The sequence below is a fragment of the Mycolicibacterium sp. XJ662 genome (genome assembly GCF_053484035.1).
In genome coordinates this window covers 119,691-140,367 of record NZ_JBEFTL010000012.1, presented here as the reverse complement: position 1 = coordinate 140,367, position 20,677 = coordinate 119,691, and the positions used below count along the sequence as shown (strand labels likewise).

General features: G+C 67.2%; 20 protein-coding genes. 8 read left to right on the top strand and 12 right to left on the bottom strand.

Features of this window, described 5'->3' with window-relative positions:
* Positions 1-244 precede the first annotated feature (244 nt).
* Entirely contained in the window at positions 245-1,456 is a 1,212-nt protein-coding gene (locus ABQE93_RS24170) for an adenylate/guanylate cyclase domain-containing protein (protein WP_448411036.1), read from the top strand.
* Here the strand turns inward: ABQE93_RS24170 and ABQE93_RS24165 are convergent.
* The 7 genes from ABQE93_RS24165 to ABQE93_RS24135 form a co-directional block, all read right to left on the bottom strand.
* Entirely contained in the window at positions 1,453-1,902 is a 450-nt protein-coding gene (locus ABQE93_RS24165; RefSeq protein WP_448410894.1) for an SRPBCC family protein, read from the bottom strand. The two genes, ABQE93_RS24170 and ABQE93_RS24165, sit on opposite strands and share 4 nt — an antisense overlap.
* A 42-nt stretch (positions 1,903-1,944) precedes the next feature.
* Positions 1,945-2,436 (bottom strand): Dps family protein, encoded by a 492-nt coding sequence (locus ABQE93_RS24160; protein WP_448410895.1) that lies wholly within the window; start codon positions 2,434-2,436, stop codon positions 1,945-1,947.
* A 55-nt stretch (positions 2,437-2,491) separates the two neighbouring features.
* Positions 2,492-4,282, bottom strand: coding sequence for a DUF2339 domain-containing protein (locus tag ABQE93_RS24155; RefSeq protein ID WP_448410896.1), 1,791 nt, complete (start codon positions 4,280-4,282; stop codon positions 2,492-2,494).
* Between the two features lie 43 nt (positions 4,283-4,325).
* Positions 4,326-4,991: a response regulator gene (locus ABQE93_RS24150; RefSeq protein ID WP_448410897.1), complete on the bottom strand. Its 666-nt coding sequence runs from the start codon at positions 4,989-4,991 to the stop codon at positions 4,326-4,328.
* Positions 4,964-6,088 carry a MacS family sensor histidine kinase gene (macS, locus tag ABQE93_RS24145; protein ID WP_448411038.1) on the bottom strand — a complete coding sequence of 375 codons (1,125 nt, stop codon included), beginning with the start codon at positions 6,086-6,088 and terminating at the stop codon, positions 4,964-4,966. The genes ABQE93_RS24150 and macS overlap by 28 nt, the downstream gene beginning before the upstream one ends.
* 13 nt (positions 6,089-6,101) lie before the next feature.
* Positions 6,102-7,019 carry an ABC transporter substrate-binding protein gene (locus ABQE93_RS24140; RefSeq protein ID WP_448410898.1) on the bottom strand — a complete coding sequence of 306 codons (918 nt, stop codon included), beginning with the start codon at positions 7,017-7,019 and terminating at the stop codon, positions 6,102-6,104.
* Between the two features lie 102 nt (positions 7,020-7,121).
* The gene (locus ABQE93_RS24135; RefSeq protein ID WP_448410899.1) at positions 7,122-7,451 is read right to left on the bottom strand and encodes a DUF732 domain-containing protein; all 330 of its coding nucleotides are present in this window, start codon (positions 7,449-7,451) and stop codon (positions 7,122-7,124) included.
* A gap of 224 nt (positions 7,452-7,675) precedes the next feature.
* On the opposite strand from ABQE93_RS24135, the gene ABQE93_RS24130 reads away from it, so the two are divergent.
* The 6 genes from ABQE93_RS24130 (at position 7,676) to ABQE93_RS24105 (ending at position 14,443) form a co-directional block, all read left to right on the top strand.
* Positions 7,676-8,302, top strand: a complete 627-nt coding sequence (locus ABQE93_RS24130; RefSeq protein ID WP_448410900.1) for an HdeD family acid-resistance protein — start codon at positions 7,676-7,678, stop codon at positions 8,300-8,302.
* 62 nt (positions 8,303-8,364) lie between these two features.
* Positions 8,365-9,822, top strand: coding sequence for a cytochrome ubiquinol oxidase subunit I (locus tag ABQE93_RS24125; RefSeq protein ID WP_448410901.1), 1,458 nt, complete (start codon positions 8,365-8,367; stop codon positions 9,820-9,822).
* 14 nt (positions 9,823-9,836) lie between these two features.
* Positions 9,837-10,877 (top strand): cytochrome d ubiquinol oxidase subunit II, encoded by a 1,041-nt coding sequence (gene cydB, locus ABQE93_RS24120; protein WP_448410902.1) that lies wholly within the window; start codon positions 9,837-9,839, stop codon positions 10,875-10,877.
* 23 nt (positions 10,878-10,900) lie between these two features.
* Entirely contained in the window at positions 10,901-12,451 is a 1,551-nt protein-coding gene (gene cydD, locus ABQE93_RS24115; protein ID WP_448411039.1) for a thiol reductant ABC exporter subunit CydD, read from the top strand.
* Positions 12,444-13,928: an ATP-binding cassette domain-containing protein gene (locus ABQE93_RS24110; RefSeq protein ID WP_448410903.1), complete on the top strand. Its 1,485-nt coding sequence runs from the start codon at positions 12,444-12,446 to the stop codon at positions 13,926-13,928. Before cydD ends, ABQE93_RS24110 begins: the two co-directional genes overlap by 8 nt.
* The gene (locus ABQE93_RS24105; RefSeq protein WP_448410904.1) at positions 13,925-14,443 is read left to right on the top strand and encodes a DUF4190 domain-containing protein; all 519 of its coding nucleotides are present in this window, start codon (positions 13,925-13,927) and stop codon (positions 14,441-14,443) included. Before ABQE93_RS24110 ends, ABQE93_RS24105 begins: the two co-directional genes overlap by 4 nt.
* A 3-nt stretch (positions 14,444-14,446) precedes the next feature.
* Here ABQE93_RS24105 and ABQE93_RS24100 read toward each other — a convergent pair whose 3' ends face one another.
* The 4 genes from ABQE93_RS24100 to ABQE93_RS24085 form a co-directional block, all read right to left on the bottom strand.
* Positions 14,447-15,343, bottom strand: a complete 897-nt coding sequence (locus ABQE93_RS24100) for an acyl-CoA thioesterase II (protein WP_448410905.1) — start codon at positions 15,341-15,343, stop codon at positions 14,447-14,449.
* 8 nt (positions 15,344-15,351) lie between these two features.
* Entirely contained in the window at positions 15,352-16,770 is a 1,419-nt protein-coding gene (gene pyk, locus ABQE93_RS24095; RefSeq protein WP_448410906.1) for a pyruvate kinase, read from the bottom strand.
* Between the two features lie 116 nt (positions 16,771-16,886).
* Positions 16,887-17,297 carry a DUF2752 domain-containing protein gene (locus ABQE93_RS24090; RefSeq protein ID WP_448410907.1) on the bottom strand — a complete coding sequence of 137 codons (411 nt, stop codon included), beginning with the start codon at positions 17,295-17,297 and terminating at the stop codon, positions 16,887-16,889.
* Positions 17,287-17,685 (bottom strand): NINE protein, encoded by a 399-nt coding sequence (locus ABQE93_RS24085; RefSeq protein ID WP_448410908.1) that lies wholly within the window; start codon positions 17,683-17,685, stop codon positions 17,287-17,289. The genes ABQE93_RS24090 and ABQE93_RS24085 overlap by 11 nt, the downstream gene beginning before the upstream one ends.
* 78 nt (positions 17,686-17,763) lie before the next feature.
* On the opposite strand from ABQE93_RS24085, the gene ABQE93_RS24080 reads away from it, so the two are divergent.
* A complete protein-coding gene (locus tag ABQE93_RS24080; protein WP_448410909.1) occupies positions 17,764-19,221 on the top strand; it encodes a flavin-containing monooxygenase in 1,458 nt (485 codons plus the stop codon).
* A gap of 55 nt (positions 19,222-19,276) precedes the next feature.
* Here the strand turns inward: ABQE93_RS24080 and ABQE93_RS24075 are convergent, their stop codons facing one another.
* Complete coding sequence (locus ABQE93_RS24075) at positions 19,277-20,623, bottom strand: HNH endonuclease signature motif containing protein (protein WP_448410910.1); 1,347 nt, start codon at positions 20,621-20,623, stop codon at positions 19,277-19,279.
* Between the last annotated feature and the right edge of the window lie 54 nt (positions 20,624-20,677).

Here is a 20,677-nt window from a genome sequence, read left to right as displayed (position 1 = left end):
CTAGCCAGTTGTATCTCGAGCAACGTCATGTAGGTAATTATTTTCGCCAGCGGTGATTTCTTGGCGCCGACGGCATCCCCCGGTATTGCCCGCCACTTCCTAAGTGCAGTGCGAGGCGGAGGCAAAATCGCAGGTCGGCACGGTGTGCGGCGGCTACGCTTTGACGGTGGTCGCGAACTTCCGAGCGGTCTGCGTGCCCGACGTGGCACTGGAGAGTCGCGCGCCGGCCCGCACTCGCCACCACATGAAGACCGCGGAACGTCATCGTCGGGTGCTGAACATGACCGCGCGGATCAGCGCGGCCATCGTCGCCTTCTTCGGAGCCCAAGCCGTGCTGGTCGAGGGAAGCATCTGGTGGGTCCCGCTGCTCAACTTCGGCTGCGCATTGGTTTTCATGACGATCCCCTTCCTCTGCCGGTTCGGGGAACTCGTGGCGCCGCTGGTGTACTTCGTGGTCGCCTACGCGACGATCACCGTGTTGTGCGTGCACCTGGGCACCGGCACCGGGTTGCAGCTGTACTTCGTGGTCGCTGCGGCGATCACGCTTGTGGTCCTCGGTCTGGACCATATGGTCGTGGCGGCCGTGCTGATGACCGTCGGCGCCGCGGCGGTCATCCTGCTCGAATTCCTGGTGCCCAACGACACCGGTGCGCAACCGCCATGGGCGTTTCGAATGTCGTTTGTCCTGACGGTGATCACCGCGTGGCTCCTGCTGGTGGCGACCATCTGGTACGCGATGCGGGAAATCCGGCGCGCCCGGCTGGCGATGGAGGCCGAATACGACCGGTCCGAACAGCTGTTGGCCAATATCCTGCCGGCCACGATCGCCGACCGTCTGAAGGACCCGACCCACAACATCATCGCCGACAAGTACGACGACGCCTCGATTCTGCTCGCCGACATCGCCGGATACACCAAGCGCGCCAGCGACACCACGCCCAGTGATCTGGTGCGGTTTCTCGATCGCCTCTACACCGATCTCGACGCGCTGGTCGATCGGCATGGCTTGGAGAAGGTGAAGACCACCGGTGATTCGTACATGGTGGTCAGCGGGGTGCCCAACCCGAGGGAGGACCACCTCGAGGCGCTGGCCTGCCTGGCGCTGGACATGGCCGAAGCCGTCGCGGACTACCGTGACCCGCACGGCCGCATAGTGCCGATCCGCATCGGTTTGGCCGCCGGCCCCGTGGTTGCCGGCGTCGTCGGGGCGCGCAAGTTCTTCTACGACGTATGGGGCGACACCGTCAACGTCGCGTCGCGCATGGAATCCACCGATGAAGAAGGCCGAATCCAGGTGCCGCAGAACGTCTATGAGCGGCTCAAGGATTCCTACCTGTTCGAGGAGCGCGGCGCGGTCGACGTCAAAGGTAAGGGTGTGATGTACACCTGGTACCTGGTTGGTCGCCGCAACGACGCGGACACCCGCCGCGCCGTCGAACTGCGCCCGGTCAGCTAATCCGACACCTCGGGCGGCTTGAGCCGTTCGGCCAGTGCACCCAGCCGCCACAGCGTTTCACGGTTGCGGGGCCACACTGCGAGGTCAGACAGCCGGTCCGGAAGCACAGCGGCGGGCCCGCTTACCGGACACTCCTCCATCTCCACCCGGCACCCGCCGGGGATATCGCTGAGCCGCAATGTTATCCGCGCGCCCCCGATGGGACGGCCCTTCGCGTGCAGCACCAGCTCCTCCAACGGCTCACTGTGCTCGACGACGGTGACGTCGTCGAGCAACAGCGGCCAAACGCCGATGGAGTGGCAGATCTTGGAGCCTGGTTCCGGCCAGTTCGGGTCCACCGCCCGCATCCGGCTGTTGCCGACCACCCACTGCGAATAAGTCCACCCGTCGGCCATTACGTCCCACACCTGTTGGCGGGAGGCGTGAATGTCTCTTGTCACGGTCACCGGAGCGGAGTACCCGCTCCGGTGCGAAACGATGCGGTCGGATTAGACCTTGCGGTTCTCCGACTTGATCAGCCACGCCTGCTTCTCCAGACCGCCGATCAGCCCGTGCAGGATGTCGGCGCTGATGGGGTCCTCAGCCTCTACGGCGTCGCGCACCTTGCGCATGGTGTCGACAGCGGCGTAGGTACGGGTCGCGATCAGGTCGACGACCTCACTCGCGCTCTGCTCGAAGGCAGGGAACTGCGGAAGGGTCGTGGTGGCTGCGACGGTGTCCGTACGGCCGTCCGGAACCGCCCACAGCGAGCGCATCCGCTCGGCGATTACGTCGCTGCCCTCACGGGCCAGGTCGACGAGTTCGTCGAGTTGCAGGTGAAGGTCGCGGAAGTTGGTCCCGACGACGTTCCAGTGCGCCTGCTTACCCTGAAGGTGCAGTTCCACGAGGTCGATCAGTACGCGCTGTAGGTTCGCGCTCAGCTCGCTCGAGGCGACAAATTCTTGGATATCTTCTTCGGTTCGACGTGCGTTCTTAGTCATATCTACTCCAACATCTCCCAAATTGGACTCAGTCCATTTTAGCATATGATGTTCATCACACCGGCTGCTCTTTTTGCTGGTCCTGGCGCTCAAGCAGCCGTGCATACCCCGCTCCCATGCCCAGCAGCACCAGCCCGACGACGATGAACACGGCGACTCGGAAGATGCCGTCCAACGTTCCGAGGTCGAACAGAAAGAGCTTGGCCATCGCCGCGGCGACCAGGGCCAGTCCCCCGCCGATCGGCAGCGAGCGGTCCGCGCGGGGCAGCCGTGCCGCGTAGCCGAACAGCGCCGCGGCCAGGGCGATCCAGCAGATGGTCGCCGCCATGTGACCACCGAAGAAGCCGCCTTCCACACCGCCGATCAGCACACCGGCGGTGACGGTGAACGCCGTGAGCGCATAGACCACCACGACGGCCGCCCCGGCCCAGGCGGTCGAGTCCCGACCCGGAAACGACCACACGATCGCCACGGCGCAGGCAGTCAACAGAACGCTCGCGGTCAGCGTCGAGATACCCGTCGCCGCCGACGTCGCGCTGGCCTCGATCAAGCTGTCCGGCGGGGCGTAACTCAGGTAGAAACCGCCGCCCACGACGGCGAACCCGACCGCGGCCCACCTCGCCGCCGCGTCGGCGCGCCCCGCCACTGCCACCACGACCGCCATCGCCAGCAGCACCGGTCCGGCGATGTGCCCGTCGAATGCGACCAGCACGGCGATCAGCGCCGCGATCGCCGACAACGCCGCCCACACCTGCCGAGCGCCGCCCTGAACAGCGGGTAGCCGTCGACCGAGAAGCACGATTCCGAGCAGCACCGCAGCCAGGACAGCCGCCATGGCGGCGGCCACCAGCCGGCCCGCCGCCAGGCCAACACACAGCGCAGGCAGCACCCCGGCGCCGGTCAGCAGCGCCAAGCCGGTTCGGTTGGCCGTTGACGGCGACAGGATCAGCGCGCCGAGAAGCGCCAACCCCGCCGCGATGGCGCACGCCGCGGCCAGCGCCAGGTCGCGGCCGTCGTCGAAGCTCACGGCGAGCAGGGCCATCAGCAGCGGAACGGTGGCGGCGGCGGTTCGCGCGCAGTGCAACCAGATCCAGTCTTTGCCCAGCTGCAACGGCAGTGAGGCAGCCGCCAGCGCAAGCATGAACGCGACGAGCAGCAGGTTGACGGTGCCCACCACGACCGGCGCCAGCACCAACAGCGGGACCAACACCAGCAGTCCCAGCTGCTCGGAGTCCCAGCGCCGGGCCAAGTAGAGCCCGGCAGCGCCGATCACCGCGGCGATGACGAGACCGACCGGCGCCGATATCCAGCCATAAATCGTGGTGACGGCGATGACGTCCATGTAGGCCGCGGCAACGCCGGTGGCCGCCAACGCGATCGCGCCGGTCCGTCCCCCGGGCCTGCTCCACAACCAGCCCGCGGCGGCCACCAGCGCGGCGGCGAGCCCGGCGCCGGCCGCGACGCGGATCTCCGGTCGCAGGATGCCGGCCTGGGCGGCCAACACCAGCAGCAGCACGACGCCGATCAACGTGACCGCGACGCCGGCGACGGCAAGCACCTTGCCGATCCAGCCCTCGTTGCGGGGTTGCCTGGGCGGTGTCGGCGCCACAGGTGGATCCGCCACCGGTTGGGTGGGCTGGGGCGGCGCCTGTTGTGGTTGGGGGGCGTATTGCGCTCCGGCGTACTGCGGCCAGTACGACGGTGCCGGCGCGGGCGCGGCCGACGTGCGCTCCGAAAGCAGTCTGTCCAAATAAGTCAGGTCTGCTGAGACCCGCGCCATGTACTGCGAGATCGCGGAGAAGTCGGCCGACAGCCGGGTGATGACGGCATGCTGCGGTTCGCTCATGGCGTCATCGTCGCAACGCGACGGGGGATCCGGATGAGTAGGACTACTCGGATTCCTTGTCCAACCCGTGCTCGATCGCATAACGGGCCAGTTCAACGCGGTTGGCGACCTGAAGTTTGCGAAACGTCGCCTGCACGTGGTTCTCGATGGTGCGGTGGCTCAGCGACAGCCGCGCGGCGATCTGCTTGGCGGTCAACCCTTTCGCGACATGACGCAGGATCTCGGTCTCGCGCTCCGTGAGGCTCGGCGTCTGCGGGCCCGGCGCCGGGTTCTTCGCGATGCGCCGGTACTCCCCCAGCACCAGGCCGGCCAGGCCCGGGGTGAACACCGCGCGGCCCTCTGCCGTCGCCCGCACCGCATCGCCGAGCTCCTGTTTGGACGCGCTCTTGACCAGATATCCGGTGGCGCCGGCCTTTACCGCCTCCAGGACGTCCTCGCGCTCATCGGAGGCGGACAACACGAGGATCCGCGACGACGGTGACACGGCGAGCACCTCCGTCGTGGCCATCGCACCGTCGCCGTCCCCGAGGCGCATGTCCATCACGACGACGTCGGGCTGCACGGCGGTCGCCCGTCGTCGGGCCGCAGCCACCCCGTCAGCGGTCGCGACAACGTTGAACCCGTCCTCGGCGAGGTCGCGGGCAACCGCGTCACGCCAGATCGGGTGGTCGTCGACCACCATCACCGTCGGGGTACCGTCAGTTCCCATTCCGTTCCGCTTTCCGGTCCGGTGTGCAGCTTGGCGGTTCCGCCCAGCCAAGCCATCCGTCCCACAATCGATTTGGCCACGCCGACGCGTCCCTGATGCACGGCCTCGGCCAGCCGGCCATCGGGGATGCCGACGCCGTCGTCGCGCACGCTCACCGTGACCGAATCACCCAGATCCTCCAGCAGCACGAAGGCGCGGGCATCCGGTCCGGCGTGGGCGGCGACGTTGTCGAGCGCGTTGGTGGCTGCCGCGCACAGTTCGGTCGCGGTGTGCGCGTCGAGCAGCACCGGTTCGGCGGGCAGGCTCACCGACACCCGATCGGATGCGCGCGACCGCAACAGCGCCCCGATGTCGGTCATCTGCCCGACCCGCGGTTCGGCGTCGCCGGAGCTGACCAGCCGCCGCAACGCCCGTTCCTGCTCACCGGCCAGCTGCGCGAGTTCCGCAGTGTCACCGCCGATTTCGCGACCGCGCCGCGACACCAACGCGAGCACCTGAATGGCGCCGTCGTGCACCTCGCGCGACAACCGTTCCCGCTCCTGCTGTGCGGCGGCCAGACGCGCCGCGGCTGACAGTTCGGCGTGTGCCCTGCGCGCGGTTTGAGCGGCCATGCCGACCGCGAGACCGACAGCCAGTTCGATGACGATGGTGGCATTGCGGCCCAAATCGTAGGTGACGACGCCCTTTACCGCCATGCTGGCGATCACCACCGCCACCCCGGTCAGCATGCCGGCGATCGGGCCCAACAGTATCGCCGCCGAGATCGTGGCGTTGGTGGCCCACAACGTCGTCGGCCAGGACTGGTTGTCCAGCGCCCATTGCTGCGAGGCGACCAGTTGGGTGGACAGGATCAACACCAGCACCACCACGATCTCAGCCAGCACCCACGACGGGCGTCGGCCGAACCCACTCAGGTAGGCGACCGCACAGGCTGCGCTCCACGCGATCAGCACGCCGAACAGCAGCCAACCGAGCACCGGCCGGTCCAGTGCGGGGTTGACCGCGATCTGAAAACCAAGCGCGTAAAGGCAACTCAGCAGCCGAAACACCTGGGCCGCCCGCCATAGCGGGGCGGCCGGGTCGGGCGAGGTCCGCATCATGGCGCAATCCCTAGTTGCTGGCGCCGTTGACGACCGGCTTGTCGATCATCCCGCTCTCGACGCCCCAGTTCCTGGCGATCTCCTCATAGGTGCCGGTGTCGATCAGATGCTGAAGGGCCATCTGCAACGCCTGCGCCAAGGGCGAACCCTTCTGCACCGGCCATCCGTACGGCGCGGTGTCGAAGATCTCACCTGCCGCCTCGATCTTTCCGTTGCGCTGCTTGATGGCATAGGACGTGACCGGCGAATCCGCCGACATCGCGTCGACCTCGCCTCGGATCAGCGCGTCGGTGGCCGCGTCCTGCCCGTCGAACGAAACGATCTCAATCGGCGGTTGACCGGCGTCGGTGCACGCCTTGCTCTTGGCGGGTAGTTCCTCGACCTCCTGGATGGTGGTCGCTTGCACCGCGACCTTCATTCCGCAGGCGTTGTTCGGATCGACGGGCTCACCGGGACGCTGCGCCCACAGGATGCCCGCGCTGAAGTACGTGACGAAGTCGACGGACTCCTCCCGCTCTTTGGTGTCGGTGATCGACGACATGCCGACGTTGTACGTGCCGCCCTGGACGGACGGGATGATCTCGGCGAAATCGGACTCACGGTAGTCCGGTGTCACCCCCAGCGTCGCGGCGATCGCGTTCATCAAGTCGACGTCGAAGCCGACGATCTTGCCGCTGGGATCCCTGAACTCGTTGGGCGGGTAGGGAATCTTGACGCCGACGACCAGTTGCCCGGACGACTTGATTGCCTCGGGCACGGTGTTGGCGATCTTGTCGACCTTCTGCGCGGGTGCCGAGGTGGTCGGTGCGGCGGTGTCGTCTGTGGCCGTGTTGCCGGCGCAACCCGACAGCGCAAGAGCGCCGGCCGCAGCACACGCTGTGGCGATGCGCCACAGCGCCCTTCGACGGTTTTGACACGCACCTGACACGCTTCGCCCTCGGCTTTCTGCCTCCTGGGAACCGGTTCGCAAGGCCGGTAACGGAACAGTAGTGGAGAGCTAAGTCGGGAGCAGGAGAACTCGAACCCGCGCCTATTTCCAGACTCGCGGGCAATACGTCGGTATCGCAGCCTCGGCGAAGTGAGCGGCTTCGGTCTCCGTCCAACCCTGATCGTTCGCGAGGTGATAGGCCGCGCGCCACTTGGGTGCGTTCTGCCTCGTCCGCGCCAGGCAGAAGTCCTTGGCAACGCGGATGGCCTCCGTTTTATTGGAGTAGGGCACGCCCTTCTGGTCCAGGTACTCGATGAACTGGTCGTCCTTCTCGCCGGCGTGCGCGGGTGTGACGGCCAACCCAGCGCCTGTCGCGACGAGTAAAGCGGCCGCCGTTGCGGCGGCGCCCCGGCGCAGGACGGTACGTGTCATCATCACTCCTCATTTGCTCGGCTGCGGCAAGTGACTGTGCTCAAACGGATGCAGATGGTTGATCATCGTACCGAATACGCACGATGTGACCGAAAACAGGCCTCCGAGGTGCATGCGAAACCGTTTGCACAGGGCCAGTGAATAGATTTGCGAAAGCGTAAATCTGGGGGTCGGCGGCGCGGGAAAGCCGGTCCTTGGATGCTGCTTTGTGCCAGACTTCGCGCATGGAAAGCCCAGCCCCACCCAACCTGTCGCAACACCTCTGGAAGTCGACGTTGCTGTCCGGCGTCATCGCCCTGATCCTCGGCGTGCTGATCCTGGCCTGGCCGGGAATCACGATCATCATCGCAGCGATCTTCTTCGGCGCGTATCTGCTGGTGGCCGGTATTGCGCAGGTGATTTTCGCGTTCAGCCTGCACATCTCGGCCGGCGGGCGGGTGCTGTTGTTCATCAGCGGCGCCGCCGCGCTGATCCTGGCGGTGCTGTGCTTCCGCAGCCTGCAGGAGTCGATCCTGCTGCTGGCGATCTGGATCGGTATCGGGTTCATCTTCCGAGGCGTGGCCACCGCGGTGTCGGCGATCAGCGACCCCACCCTGCCCGGCCGCGCGTGGGAGATCTTCATCGGCGTGCTCAACCTGATCGCCGGCGTCATCCTGTTGGCGCTGCCGTTCCCGTCGCTTGCGGCGCTGACCCTGGTCGCCGGGATCGGGCTCGTCGTCCTCGGCGTGTTCGAGGTGGTTTCTGCGTTCGCCATCCGCAAGGCCTCGAAGCACCAGGACACCGAGACGCCGTCACCCGAAGCCACGGCGCCCGCCGACAAGGCACCCGAGACCGAGACGCCGGTGACCTAACACACGCTGACGTCTACTACGTCCTGTCGTAGGCTGGTTGCACAGCCACGAAAGAAGGGCAGATGGACGCGCTCGATGTGTCGCGGTGGCAGTTCGGCATCACCACCGTGTACCACTTCATCTTCGTCCCGCTGACCATCGGGCTGGCGCCGCTGATCGCCGTCATGCAGACCGCATGGCTGATCACCGACAACCCGGCCTGGTACCGGCTGACCCGGTTCTTCGGCAAGCTGTTCCTGATCAACTTCGCCCTCGGGGTGGCCACTGGCATCGTCCAGGAGTTCCAGTTCGGCATGAACTGGAGCGAGTACTCCCGCTTCGTCGGCGACGTCTTCGGCGCTCCGCTGGCCATGGAAGGCCTCGCCGCGTTCTTCTTCGAATCCACATTCATCGGGCTGTGGATCTTCGGATGGAGCCGGCTGCCCCGGTTGGTCCACCTGGCCTGCATCTGGGTCGTGGCCATCGCGGTGAACATGTCGGCGTTCTTCATCATCGCCGCCAACTCATGGATGCAGCACCCCGTCGGCGCACGGGTCAACCCTGACACCGGCCGCGCGGAGCTGACCAGCATCGTGGCGTTGTTCACCAACAACACCGCGATCGCCGCCTTCGCCCACGCGGTGTTCGGATCCTTCCTGACCGCCGGAACTTTCGTGGCCGCCGTCTGCGCGTGGTGGCTGGTCCGGGCCCATCGGCAGGGGCCGACGACCGACGCACAGCACCTCTACCGGCCGGCCGCCGTACTCGGTTGCCTTGTCGTGCTGGTCTCCAGCGCGGGCCTTGTCTTCACCGGAGACATTCAGGGCAAGCTGATGTTCGAACAACAACCGATGAAGATGGCATCGGCAGAATCGTTGTGTCACAGCCAAACCGACCCGCACTTCTCGATCCTGACGGTCGGCACGCACAACAACTGCGACAGCGTCGTACACCTGATCGAGGTGCCCTACGTGCTGCCGTTCCTGGCGGAGGGCACGTTCTCCGGGGTGCATCTGGAAGGCGTCAAGGACCTGCAGGAGCAGTACCAGGAGAAGTTCGGTCCCGGCGACTACCGGCCGAACCTGTTCGTGACGTACTGGTCGTTTCGCGCGATGGTCGGATTGCTCGCGGTCCCGGTGCTTTTCGCGCTTACCGTGCTGTGGTTCACCCGCGGCGGCCGAATCCCGCAGTTCCCCTGGTTCACCCGGTTCGCGCTGGCCACCCTGCCGACCCCGTTTCTGGCCAACAGCGCGGGCTGGATATTCACCGAGATGGGCCGCCAGCCCTGGGTTGTGGTCCCCAACCCGACCGGCGATCAGATGATCAGATTGACTGTCGCCGAAGGCGTATCGGGACATTCGGTCGGCATGGTCGTGACGTCGTTGGTGACGTTTACCGTCGTGTACGGGTTGCTGGCCGTGATCTGGTTCTGGCTGATACGCCGCTACGTCGTCCAAGGACCCACCGAACACGACGCCGAACCGGTCCCGCCCCACTCACCGGAGGACGACGACGTGGCGCCGCTGTCGTTCGCGTACTGAGGAGGTGCCGACACATGTGGCTGCAGGAACTGTGGTTCGTCGTGATGGCCGGGCTGTTTCTGGGCTTCTTCGTCCTCGAGGGCTTCGACTTCGGCGTCGGCATGCTGATGGGCCCGTTCGGCCGCGTCGCCAAGGGCGACCCCGAACAGCACCGCCGCGCCGCGCTGAACACCATCGGCCCGGTGTGGGACGGCAACGAGGTGTGGTTGATCACCGCGGGCGGCGCGATGTTCGCCGCGTTCCCGGACTGGTACGCCACCTTGTTCTCCGGGTTCTATCTGCCGCTGCTGGCGATCCTGCTGGCGATGATCCTGCGGGTGGTCGCCATCGAGTGGCGCGGCAAGATCGACGACCCGGTATGGCAGAGGTGGGCCGACGTCGGCATCGCCGCGGGCTCGTGGGTGCCCGCGATCCTGTGGGGCGTGGTGTTCGCCGCGCTGCTGCAGGGGCTGCCCGTGGACGCCGACAAACAGCTGCGCCTTTCGCTCGGCGACCTGTTCAACGCCTACACGTTGCTGGGCGGGCTGGCGACCTGCGGGCTGTTCCTGCTGCACGGTGCGTCGTTCCTTGCGTTGAAAACCGGTGGCGCGCTGCGCGATGACGCGCTGCGCTTCGCGCGGTTGCTGGCGCTGCCGGTGACGGCGGCGGTCGGTGGTTTCGGGTTGTGGACCCAACTGGCGCACGGCAAGAACTGGACCTGGATCGTGCTGGCCGTCGCCGTCGTGGCCCTCGTGGCGGCCATCCTGTGGATGCTCAGCGGCACCGGTGACGGCTGGGCCTTCGCGTCGACCACCCTCGTCGTCGCGGCGGTGGTGGTCCTGATGTTCGGCGCGCTGTACCCGAACGTGATGCCGTCGGCGCTGAACCCGGACTGGAGCCTGACGATCTACAACGCGTCGTCGAGCCCGTACACGCTGACGATCATGTCCTGGGCCGCACTGGCGTTCGCACCGCTGATCCTGATGTATCAAGGGTGGACGTATTGGGTTTTCCGGCAACGGATTTCGCCCGATCACATTCCGGCGCCGGCCGGCTTGACCAGGCGTTCGCCGTGAACCTCCTGCGCGCCTCGGCGGCGATGCGCCGCTACCTGGCCCTGTCGGTGGCCTGCGGTGTCGTCATCGCCGCCGCGACCATCGGATCGGCGGTGGTGCTGGCGCGCATCGTGGCCGGTGTGATCACCGACCCCGCATCGCGGTCCCTGTCGCACTGGTTCGGCCCGTTGGCGATTCTGGTGGCGCTGTGGCTGGTTCGCACGCTCGTACAGTGGGCGCAGGGGCGCCTTTCGCAAGCCGGCGCGACGTCGGTGATCGCCGACCTGTCCGATCAGGTGCTGCGCACCGTCACCGATCTGCCGTCGCGGCGACTCGCCGCCCAACGCGACACCGCCGCCGCGGTGATCACCCGCGGCCTGGACGGTCTGCGTCCGTTCCTCACCGCGTATCTTCCCGCGGTGTTTCTGGCCGGCATCCTCACCCCCGCCGCGGTGCTGACGATCGCCGTCTACGACTGGCCATCGGCGGTCGTCGTGCTGATCGCGCTGCCACTCATCCCGATCTTCATGGTGCTCATCGGGCTGCTGACCAAGGACCGCTCGGCGGCGGCGTTGGCGGCGATGACCACGCTGCAATCGCGGCTGCTGGACCTGGTGGCGGGAATCCCGACGCTGCGCGCGCTCGGTCGGGTCGGCGGCTCGGCGCAACGCATCGCCGAACTCGGCGCGGCACACCGGCGTTCGGCGATGTCCACATTACGGATGGCGTTCCTGTCCGCGCTGGTGCTGGAACTGCTGGCCACGCTCGGGGTGGCGCTGGTGGCGGTGGGCGTCGGGCTGCGGCTGGTGTTCGGCGAGATGACGCTGACGGCCGGGTTGACGGCGCTGCTGCTGGCGCCGGAAGTGTTCTGGCCGCTGCGCCGCGTCGGGGTGGAGTTCCATGCCGCCCAGGACGGTAAGACCGCCGCTGACAAGGCGTTTCGGCTTCTCGGCACGCTGCCGCGCCGAAACCCGGGCACCCGCACCGTGTCGGCGCGCGGCGCCACCATCCATCTCGACGCGCTCGACGGGGACGTCGAGCCGGGCCGGGTCACCGTGCTCACCGGCCCGAACGGCGTCGGCAAGAGCACCCTGCTGGAGACGATCCTCGGACTGCATCCGGGACGGGTTTTGGTCGACGGCATCGAGGTCGCCGACCTCGCGCCGCAGAACTGGTGGCGGCAGGTGACGTGGTTACCGCACCGCCCTGTGCTCATCCCCGGCAGCGTGCGCGACAACCTCGAGCTGTTCGGGCCGCTGCGCGACATGCAGACCGCCTGCGAAGACGCGGGCTTCGACGAGGTGCTCGCCTCGCTGCCCGACGGGTTGGACACCATGCTCGGCCGCGGCGGCGTCGGGCTCTCGTTGGGCCAGCGCCAGCGGCTCGGGCTGGCCCGGGCGCTGGGGTCGCCCGCGCCGGTGCTGCTGCTCGACGAGCCGACCTCGCACCTCGACGCCCGCATGGAGGCCCGCGTGCTCGACGCCATCGTGGCGCGGGCCCGCGCGGGAGCCACCGTGCTGGTCGTCGGCCACCGCCACAGCGTCTGCGCGATCGGCGACCGGGTGCTGCGCATGGGAAGCCTCGTCGATGCTTGAGCTGCTGCGTCCCCGACTTGCACGGCTGGCGTTGGCGGCCATGCTCGGGGTGCTGTCGCTGGGCAGCGCGCTGGCGCTGGCCGCGATCTCCGCATGGCTGATCACCCGGGCGTGGCAGATGCCGCCGGTACTGCATCTGACGGTCGCCGTCGTGGCGGTCCGCGCGCTGGGCATCGCCCGCGGCGTGCTCGGCTACTGCCAACGGCTGGCGTCACACGACACCGCCCTGCGCTCGGCCGCCGACGTCCGCGAAACCCTGTTCCGCCGGCTGGCCGACGCGCCCGCGGGGGTGGCGTCGCGGCTCCCGAGCGGTGAGCTGGTGGCGCGGATCGGCGGCTCGGTCGACGAGCTGGCGGATGTGTTGGTGCGGGCGGTGCTGCCGATCGCCGTGGCCGCGGTGCTCTCGGTGACGGCGGTGGCGGTGATCGCGATCATCTCGCCGGCGGCGGCGGCCGGTTTGGCGCTCTGCCTGTTCGTCGCGGGCGTCGTCGCGCCGTGGGCCGCGGCGCGCGCCGCGGCTGCTGCGGAAGCGGTTGCCGCACGGCATCATTCCGGCCGTGATGTCGCGGTGATGCTCGCGCTCGAGCATGCCCCGGAGCTTCGGGTCGGCGGGCGTCTTGACGACGTCATCGCCGAAGCCGGCCGCCGGCACCGGGACTGGGGTCACCACACCGACCGGGCGGCCGCGCCCGGAGCCGTTGCTGCGGCGGCGCCGACGGCCGCGGTGGGGCTCAGCGTGCTCGGCGCGGTCGTGGCCGCGATCGCGATCGCCGACACCGTCGCGCCGATGACGGTGGCGATCCTGATGCTGCTGCCGCTGTCGGCTTTCGAGGCGACGACGGCGCTGCCCGCCGCGGCCGTGCAGCTGACCCGTTCGCGCATCGCCGCACGCCGGTTGGCCGAGTTGACCACGCCGGTCGCGCGCGTCCGCCCACCGGTCACTCCAATTGAACTGCCGCCCGGCTCTCGGCTGGCGGTGCTGGGGCCCAGTGGCTCGGGCAAGACGACACTGCTGATGGCGATGGCTGAAAACCCATCAGAGACCGCGTTTTTCGCCGAGGACGCGCACTTATTTGCTACCACGGTGCGCGACAACCTGTTGGTCGCCCGCGGTGATGCGACCGATGCCGAGCTGCGAAACGCCTTGTGCCGCGTCGGCCTTGAGGACTGGCTTGCTGGGCTGTCCGACGGGTTGTCCACCGTGCTGGTCGGCGGTGCGGCCGCGGTGTCCGCGGGGCAGCGCCGACGACTTCTGTTGGCCCGCGCCTTGATCTGCGCGGCGCCGACGGTGCTGCTGGACGAACCCACCGAACACCTCGACGCCGACAGCGGTCAGCAAATACTGACCGCGCTGCTCACCCCGGGCGGGCTGTTCGGCGCCGACCGCACCGTCGTCGTCGCGACCCACCATCTGCCCAAAGATGTTCGCTGTCGCGTCCTTAACCTCGACATCCCCGGGGTAGCCTCGTCGGTATGAGCGAACCGGACAGACCCGAGACGCCGCCGCCGACCCCGCCGTCGACTCCGCCGCCGTCCGCACCCGGCCAGTACGGCGCGTACCCGGGCGGTTACCCACCGCCACCGCAGCAGCCTTACGGCGGTTACCCGCTGCCACCGACGGGCCCCAAGAACGGTTTCGGCATCGCCTCGCTGGTGATCGCGATCGTCGCGTTGCTCTCCATCATCTTCGGCGTCGTGCTCGGCGTCGTGGCGATCATCTTCGGTTTCCTCGGCTGGGGCCGGGCCAAGCGCGGTGAAGCGACCAACGGCGGCATGGCCGTGGCCGGCATCATCCTGGGCATCCTCAGCATCATCGAGGCGATCGCGGCGATCACGTTGCTGGTGTGGGGCTTCGACAGGGCGGGCGGCACCGACTATCTGGACTGCGTCTCACAAGCGGGCAACGACCAGGTCGCCCTCGAGCAGTGTGCGGCTGAGTTCCAACAACGCGTCGAAGACCAGTTCTCCGTCACGGTCACCCCGACCCCGTAGCGATCAGGTCGCCGGGAAGTGCTTGACGATGCCTTCCTGCACGACGGTTGCCAGCAGTTGACCGGACGGATCGAAGAAGTGCCCGGTGCCGAGCCCGCGCGAGTCGGCGGCCACCGGCGACGACGTCGAGTACAGCACCCAGTCGTCGAATCGGATCGGCCGGTGAAACCACACCGAATGGTTCGTGGTGACCGCAAAGATCCGGTCGTAACCCCATGAGAGCCCGTGGGTGGTGATGATCGAGTCGAGCACCGTGGTGTCCGAGGAGTACACCAGCGCCGCGGCGTGCACGGCCGGGTCGTCGGGCATCTGGCCCAGCGCCTTCATCCACACCCGGTTGTGCGGCAGCTTCTCCCCCTTCTTACGCATCACCCAGGTGGGGTCGTTGGTGTAGCGCCAGTCGATCGGGCGCAGCGCGTTGACGAAATGCGGTACGACGTCCTCGTAGCCGCGCAGCAGGTCGTCGACCGGCGGCACCGACTGCGGCCGCGGCAGCTCGGGCGGCTTGATGCCGTGCTCGAGGCTGCGCCCACCCGACAGGTAGGACACCATCGCGGTGGTCAGCAGCTGACCGTCCTGCATCACGTCGACACGGCGGTTGGCGAACCGGCGCTCGTCGCGCAGGCGCACAATGTGGAACTCGAGGTCTTTCTCCGGGTCGCCGCCGGCGATGAAGTGAGCTGACATTGCGCTCGGCGGGGTCGGATGCTTCAGGCTGCGGCTCGCGGCTATGAACGCCTGCGCCATCATCTGGCCGCCGAAGGTGCGAACTGGATTCTTACTGGGATGCTTGCCGACGTAGAGGTTCTCGTCGGTTTGTTTGAGGTCGAGAATCGCCAGCAGTTCGTCGAAGTCTGCTGAGCTCGCTGCTGCCCGCGCGGACGGTTCGTCGGAAGACACAGGCCTGTTTATACGTCCTCCTCGCCGATGCGGTGCACGTGGATCATGTTCGTGGAACCCACGGTGCCGGGCGGGGCTCCCGCGACGATGACGATCAGATCACCGCGCTTGTAGCGGCCAAGTTCCAGCAGCGACTGGTCGACGTGCCGGATCATCCCGTCGGTGGTCTGAATGTGCGGCACGATGAATGTTTCTGTCCCCCAGGTCAAAGCCAGCTGGCTACGGATCTCGGGCAGCGAGGTGAACGCGAGCAGCGGCAGGGGCGTGTGCAGTCGCGCGAGCCTGCGCACGGTGTCGCCAGACTGCGTGTAGGCGACAAGCGCCTTGGCGTCCAGGCGTTCGCCGATGTCGCGTGCGGCATAGGAGATGACGCCGCGTTTGGTGCGCGGCACGTGGGTCAGCGGCGGGGCTGCCACCGAAATGTCCTCGACCGCCGAGATGATGCGGGCCATCGTCTGGACCGCTTCCAGCGGATACTTGCCCACCGACGTCTCCCCCGAGAGCATGACGGCGTCGGTGCCGTCGAGCACCGCGTTGGCGACATCGGAGGCTTCTGCGCGCGTCGGACGCGAGCTCTCGATCATCGACTCCAGCATCTGGGTGGCGACGATGACGGGTTTGGCGTTCTCCCTTGCCATTTGGATGGCGCGCTTCTGGACCAGCGGGACTTCTTCGAGCGGCAGCTCCACACCGAGGTCGCCGCGGGCGACCATGATCGCGTCGAACGCCAACACGATCGCTTCGAGGTTGTCGATGGCTTCCGGCTTCTCGAGTTTGGCGATGACGGGAACGCGCCTGCCGACGCGGTCCATCACCTCGTGTACGACCTCGATGTCGGCGGGTGAGCGAACGAACGACAGCGCGACGAGGTCGACGCCGAGCCGCAGCGCGAACTCGAGATCGTCGATGTCCTTCTCGGACAGCGCCGGTGCCGACACGTTCATACCGGGCATGGACATGCCCTTGTTGTTGCTGACCGGACCGCCCTCGGTGACGGTGCACACCACGTCGTTGCCGTCGATGCTTTCCACCACGAGGCCGACGTTGCCGTCGTCGACCAGAACCCGGTCGCCCGGTTTGGCGTCCTCGGCTAACCGCTTGTAAGTCGTCGAGATGCGGTCTTGGGTGCCTTCCAGGTCATCGATCGTGATGCGCACCGTGTCGCCGGTCGCCCAGTAGGTCGGCCCGGCGGCGAACCGGCCGAGCCGGATCTTGGGACCTTGCAGATCGGCGAGTATCCCGACGGCGCGGCCGGAGCCGTCGGAGGCGGCGCGGACGCGCTTGTAGTTCGCTTCGTGGTCGGGGTATCCGCCGTGGCTGAAGTTGAGCCGCGCAACGTCCATCCCGGCGTCGACCAGCGCCCTGACGGCCTCGTCAGAAGCGGTTGCCGGCCCCAACGTACAGACGATCTTTCCGCGTCTACTCACGACTGTTCAGCATAGTCGTTGATCGATTCAGATGCTGGGCTGCGCGTCCCTGCCGGGTGTGTCCGGTGCGGGCGTGCGAATCCTCAGTGCGCCTGTGCCTTTCGTGCGTCGGGCAGTCAGCCGTCGAGCATTGTCGGGACCAGCGGAAAACCGGGAAGGTTACGGGCCACGCCCCAGGTCACCGTGGTGAGGATGATGAGGACGACGACGGGGACGTTCCAGACCGGTCGCTTCTGCCGCCACCGCGTGAGCGCCCAGATCAGCAGCAGCGGCAGGCCCACGAGGAGGAAGACGTTGTCGGCGGCGGCCGCGGCCAGGTCGCCGTGGAGCAGGTCGTGGGTCATGCGCAGACCGCCGCAGCCCGGGCAGTCGAGTCCGGTCAGCGCTTTGAACGGGCAGGCGGGAAAGAAGAAGTTGGTTCGATGCGGGTCGGCCAGGCCGACATAGGTCAGCGCGCCCACCGCCAGGGCGCCCGTCCCGAGCGCGCCATATGCCCGTTTCCGGCTGAAGGTGGCGCTAAGTGCCATCGCGCAGCGGACGCCCCTCGGGATCGCGCACCTTGTCGGTCAGGATCAGCACAGCATCGACGATGCCCCAGACGACGGCACCGATACCGCAGGTGATCAGCCCCACGATGAGTTGGGCGATGCCCAGGCCGGTGTTGCCGAGATAGATGCGGCCGATGCCGACGATCCCGATCAGACCGACCAACTGCAGTAAGCCGGCGACCACCTTGGACTTGTCCGAAAGCGGTTCACCGGTCAGCGGATGACGCCCGAACGGCGCGGCCGGGTCAGTGTAGACGGGCGGGTAACCACCTGGTGGCGGACCGTACTGGCCAGGTGGTGGATACGGCTGCTGTGGTGGCGGAGGCGGGTTGGAGTTCTCGTTGCCACCGAACTGCGGCTCAGTCATATGGCCAGCATGCCAGAATCCGATCGGCCCAGTAAGTAAGGAAAACCCACCTTTTCGATCGGGAAGTATGTTGCAGTGATGAGCCGGGACCCAACGGTCGTCATCATCGGGGCCGGTATCGCGGGTATCGCGACGGCAGTGACGCTGCAGCGGGCTGGTTTTCGTCAGCTGACCATCCTCGAGAAGGGAGCCGACGTCGGAGGCGTATGGCATTGGAACCGCTACCCCGGGCTGGCCTGCGACGTGCCGTCGCAGCTGTATCAGTTCTCGTTCGCGCCTAAACCGGACTGGTCGTCGGTCTTCGCGCCGGGTGCAGAGATCCAGCGGTATCTGCGTGACGTCGTCGACCGCTTCGGGCTTGGCCGATATGTCCGGTTCAATACCGAGGCCGTCGCCGCGGAGTTCACTGGGACCGGTTGGCGAGTGCTCGCAGGCGATGGCACACGGTGGGACGCCGACTTCCTGATCGCGGCAACCGGTGTGCTGCATCATCCGTGCACGCCGCAGATACCGGGACTGGAGACGTTTGAGGGACAGGTGGTGCATACGGCCCGCTGGGATGACCGCGTCGACGTGCGCGGCAGGCGGGTCGGTGTCATTGGCAACGGTTCTACAGGGGTTCAGGTCGTTTCGGCGTTGCAACCCGAGGTGACCGAGATCGCACATTTCGTGCGCACCCCGCAATGGGTGATGTGGGTGCCAACGAACCTGCGGCAACCGCAGTTGCTCGGCAGGCTGTTGAGTGGACGGCCGGGGTTGCACCGTGGTTTGTACGAGGTGTTGTTGCAGGCGTCGGGAATTCTGGCCGACGTCACCACACGGCCGAGTTGGCGACGGTGGCTTGTGCAGGCATATGCGCGGTCGTCGTTGCGTTTTCAGGTGCGCGACGCGCAATTGCGGCGACGGCTGACGCCGGACTACGAACCATTGTGCAAGCGCCAGGTGGTCTCGGGTTCCTATTACCGTGCGTTGCGGGCTGCCAATGCACGGTTGGTGACGTCGCCGATCGAGGCGGTCACTCCAGGTGGTGTTCGGACGGCAGATGGTGCCGAGGTCGATCTGGATGTGCTGGTACTGGCCACCGGATTTCACACGCACAACTACATGCGGCCGATGAACTTGCGGGGCCGTGACGGCGTGTCGATCGACGATGTGTGGGCGAAGGGCCCACGTGCGTATCGCATGACGGCGATTCCCGGCTTTCCGAACTTCTTCACGGTGCTCGGGCCGAATTCACCGACCGGTTCGATTCTGCTGCAGTACTCCGCCGAACTCACCGCACGCTATATCGCCCAGTGGCTGACGAGGTTTCGCGACGGCGACATCGACACGGTCGAGGTCACCGAGGAAGCAACCGCCAAGTTCAACGACGACGTCGCTGCCGCGCTGGGCCCGACGGTCTGGAACACCGGCTGTAATTCGTGGTATCTCACCGACGAAGGCACCGTCGATCTTTGGCCCTATGATCGCGGGACGATGGCCACGATGCTCGGCGAGCCAGACGACCGCGACTTCCACGTCACCCGTCCTGGCTAGATGCCGCACCGAGTTTCGCGCTGCCCGTGGTGGCTTTCGCGGCGGCGCGGGTGGGTTAGTTGGGTGGGGGTGGCTGGGGTTGGAAGGGGTCATACCAGCGCCATTGGGCGCGTTCGCCGCTGGGTCCGCGGCACGGGGCGACGGTGGGTGGGCGTTGTTGGGGTGGTCGGGCGAGTGATCTGGGGGTGAGGCGGCGTCCGGCGCTGTCGGTGACGGTGAGGTTGTGGGCGGGTCCGGTGATGGTGATGCCGCCGCGGTGGTGTAGTCGGTGGTGATACGGGCAGACCAGTACCAGGTTGTGTAGTTCGGTGACGCCGCCGTTTTCCCAGTGCACGATGTGGTGGGCGTGCAAGCCGCGGGTGGCCCCGCAGCCGGGTACCACGCAGGTGCGGTCGCGGCGTTCGAGCGCGCGGCGCAGGCGGCGGTTGATGTGGCGGGTGGTGCGCCCAGCGCCGATGGGGTGGCCGTCGCGTTCAAACCACACTTCGGCGGTGGCGTCGCAGAGCAGATAACGCCGGTCGGCCGGGCTGAGGGTGGGGCCCAGGTGCAGCCCGGCGATGCGGTCGCCGACGTCGAGGTGCACGACCACGGTGGTGTGGGCGCCGTGCGGGCGCCGCGCAGCCTCAACATCCCAGCCGGCCTGGATCAGCTGCATGAACGCATCGGTGGTGGTGGGCAGCGGCGGTGCGCTGAGGGGCGCGTCGTTGGTGCTGTGGTGATCGCGTTTCCAGGCGATCATCAATGCGTCGCGGTGTGAGCTGAGCGCGGCGTCGAACTGGGCGGCCTCGATTGGGGGCAGCGTGATCTTCCAGGTGGTGGACCCATCGGCGTTGCTGGATTTGATCACCGAGCCCGAGACGTCGGCGTCGCACTGGAAATCTAGCGCCGGCTCAACCACAGCATCGGGGTCGATCTCAGTCGCGGTGTCAGCCTCGGTATGCGCGGATTCCGGTTCGGGTTCGGGGTCGGGGCGGGGTTCGAGTTTGACCGCGGTGCGCAGCTGGCTGACGGTGGCGTGCTCGATCAGCTGTGCGTAGTGGGTATCTGAGCCCGCGCCGGCGTGCTCGGCGATCACCGCGATCTGATCCAACGACACCTGCCCGTCGCGCATGCGTTGGGCGCAGATCGGAAACTCCGAAAGCCGGTGGGCCACCGCGGCGATGGCCTGGGCGTTGCGCGGTGAAGCCCCGGTCTTCCAGGCCACCAGCGCCGGGATCGACCGTGCGCCGGTGCCGCCCGCCAGCCCGTCGTGCTCGATCTCGGCGATGATCTCGACGATCCGGGCGTCGATGACGTTGCGCTGGCCCATCAACTCGCCCAACTCATCAAACAGCGCATCGAGCTGCTGCGCGGGCGACAACCCCACAGCGTCGGTGTCAGCAGACGCGGTCAACGAGGACATAACCGCATCATCACCGCCAGCACCGACACCTGATCCACATATCAGGCACCGCAT

Excerpts from the sequence above, each read along its gene's own strand:
- ABQE93_RS24160 (WP_448410895.1), bottom strand. The coding sequence starts at position 2,436 with ATGACTAAGAACGCACGTCGAACCGAAGAAGATATCCAAGAATTTGTC.
- ABQE93_RS24105 (WP_448410904.1), top strand. The coding sequence starts at position 13,925 with ATGAGCGAACCGGACAGACCCGAGACGCCGCCGCCGACCCCGCCGTCG.
- ABQE93_RS24135 (WP_448410899.1), bottom strand. The coding sequence starts at position 7,451 with ATGACACGTACCGTCCTGCGCCGGGGCGCCGCCGCAACGGCGGCCGCT.
- ABQE93_RS24075 (WP_448410910.1), bottom strand. The coding sequence starts at position 20,623 with ATGTCCTCGTTGACCGCGTCTGCTGACACCGACGCTGTGGGGTTGTCG.
- ABQE93_RS24080 (WP_448410909.1), top strand. The coding sequence starts at position 17,764 with ATGAGCCGGGACCCAACGGTCGTCATCATCGGGGCCGGTATCGCGGGT.
- ABQE93_RS24085 (WP_448410908.1), bottom strand. The coding sequence starts at position 17,685 with ATGACTGAGCCGCAGTTCGGTGGCAACGAGAACTCCAACCCGCCTCCG.
- cydB (WP_448410902.1), top strand. The coding sequence starts at position 9,837 with ATGTGGCTGCAGGAACTGTGGTTCGTCGTGATGGCCGGGCTGTTTCTG.
- ABQE93_RS24125 (WP_448410901.1), top strand. The coding sequence starts at position 8,365 with ATGGACGCGCTCGATGTGTCGCGGTGGCAGTTCGGCATCACCACCGTG.
- ABQE93_RS24110 (WP_448410903.1), top strand. The coding sequence starts at position 12,444 with ATGCTTGAGCTGCTGCGTCCCCGACTTGCACGGCTGGCGTTGGCGGCC.
- ABQE93_RS24150 (WP_448410897.1), bottom strand. The coding sequence starts at position 4,991 with ATGGGAACTGACGGTACCCCGACGGTGATGGTGGTCGACGACCACCCG.
- ABQE93_RS24170 (WP_448411036.1), top strand. The coding sequence starts at position 245 with ATGAAGACCGCGGAACGTCATCGTCGGGTGCTGAACATGACCGCGCGG.
- macS (WP_448411038.1), bottom strand. The coding sequence starts at position 6,088 with ATGCGGACCTCGCCCGACCCGGCCGCCCCGCTATGGCGGGCGGCCCAG.
- ABQE93_RS24090 (WP_448410907.1), bottom strand. The coding sequence starts at position 17,297 with ATGGCACTTAGCGCCACCTTCAGCCGGAAACGGGCATATGGCGCGCTC.
- cydD (WP_448411039.1), top strand. The coding sequence starts at position 10,901 with ATGCGCCGCTACCTGGCCCTGTCGGTGGCCTGCGGTGTCGTCATCGCC.
- ABQE93_RS24130 (WP_448410900.1), top strand. The coding sequence starts at position 7,676 with ATGGAAAGCCCAGCCCCACCCAACCTGTCGCAACACCTCTGGAAGTCG.
- ABQE93_RS24155 (WP_448410896.1), bottom strand. The coding sequence starts at position 4,282 with ATGAGCGAACCGCAGCATGCCGTCATCACCCGGCTGTCGGCCGACTTC.